General features: G+C 71.1%; 1 protein-coding gene. It reads right to left on the bottom strand.

What is annotated here, in order from left to right:
• Positions 1–379 precede the first annotated feature (379 nt).
• On the bottom strand, positions 380–1,309 hold the full coding sequence (locus tag ACFV4F_RS12560; RefSeq protein WP_380502028.1) for a Gfo/Idh/MocA family protein: 930 nt from the start codon (positions 1,307–1,309) through the stop codon (positions 380–382).
• Positions 1,310–1,629 lie beyond the last annotated feature (320 nt).

Below are 1,629 nucleotides of genomic sequence, written 5' to 3'. Positions count from 1 at the left end.
CCGCGGGGGGGCCGTTCGTGGTGGGCCCCGCCTTTTTCAGAAGCCCACCCCTCCGCCGGCCCGCGCGCCCCCCGCGGCGGGGGCCCAACGCCCCTGCCAGCAGCAAGCCGCTGACCAGTGCGCCGATTGTTCCCGTGGCAAGGATTCCCTTGGAACGCAAGACATCTCCCTCTGAGTCAATCAATAAGCCGCCTGCAACCCGGATGTTCGGGCGCATCAGCCGATGATCATGAACGCTAGGCCTGCCATTGCGTCCGACCCAGAGGGCGGAGGTCCTGAAGAATCGACCGGACGTCCTGTAGCCGGACGAAGCTTTCTGCACAGCACCCGGCGCAATAGGGACTGGCGGCGTTCGAGGAAGCCGTCGACCGGTACCCGCTCAGGGGCCTTCGATGCGCTCCACGATCAGTTCGCACAACTCGTGGGTGCGCAGGGCGTCGTGGGCGTCGAGCGTCTTCCCTCCGCGGACGGCGTCGAGGAAGGTGAGGACGCACTGCTCGATGCCGCGCTGGCGGGCCACCGACACCCAGTCGCCGCGGCGGCGGGTAGTGGGCTGGCCGCGGTGGTCGATCACCTCGGCGAGGTTGTGGACCTCGCGCTTGGAGTCGGTGCCGGAGACCTGGAGGACCTCCTCGGTCGAGCCGCTGCGACGGTTCATGATGCCGAGGGCCGTGAAGCCGTCGCCGGCGAGCGTCAGGACGACGTGCTCGACCAGGCCGTCGACGCGACGGGCGCGGACGTCCACGTGCTCGACCTCGCCGGGGACGAGGAAGCGCAGGGTGTCGACGACGTGGATGAAGTCGTCGTACACCAGGGTCCGGGCGGCCTCGGGCAGGCCCTCGCGGTTCTTCTGGAGGACGACCAGGTCGCGCGGGCGCTCCAGCGCCTGCACGTAGCCGGGGGCGTGGCGGCGGTTGAAGCCGACCATGAGCGAACGGCCGGTGCGGTCGGCGAGGTCGACGAGGCGGCGGGCGCCGTCGAGGGTGTAGTCGAGGGGCTTGTCGACGTAGACGTCCACGCCGGCGGTGAGCAGCTCCTCGACGATCGGGACGTGCTGGTCGGTGGCCGCGTGCACGAAGGCGGCGCGGATGCCGCCCTTGATGAGCTCGCCGAGGTCGGTGTGGCGGTGGGCGGGGTCGATGCGGTGGGTGTCGCCGATGCGGTCGAGCTTGGCGCGGTCGCGGGTCATCAGGCGCAGGTCGAGGCCGGGCAGCGCCGTGAGGACGGGCAGGTAGGCCTTCTGCGCGATGTCGCCGAGGCCGACCACGCCGACGGGGAACGGCATGTCGGGGGCAGCAGTCTCAGTCATCGAATCTCCAGCCGTGCGGGTGGTCGTCAGCCGTCCCAACCTTACGCACCGGCGGCCGAGCCCGGACTGCCAACTGCGGGCCCGGCCCTTCGCATCCTCACAGGAGCTCGCCGAGGCGCGCCCAGGGGCGGAGCTGTCGACGACGCCCCGGTCCGCCACGAGCTTCTCGAGGGCTGCACGTTCGCTCCGGCTCATGTCCGCACGGAGACGCGGGGGGGGGGGGGGGGGGCCGGGGGGGGGGGGGCGCGCGCCGGCCGCGTCGGCGCGTGATGTGGGTGTTGAGAGACACCCACTGACTATGGGGAGTGTCTGGGTTGTCT

The organism is Kitasatospora sp. NPDC059722 (assembly GCF_042733235.1).
Taxonomy (GTDB): Bacteria; Actinomycetota; Actinomycetes; order Streptomycetales; family Streptomycetaceae; genus Kitasatospora.
The sequence above is the reverse complement of the archived record's forward strand: the minus strand, read 5'-3'. Positions and strand labels throughout refer to the sequence as shown.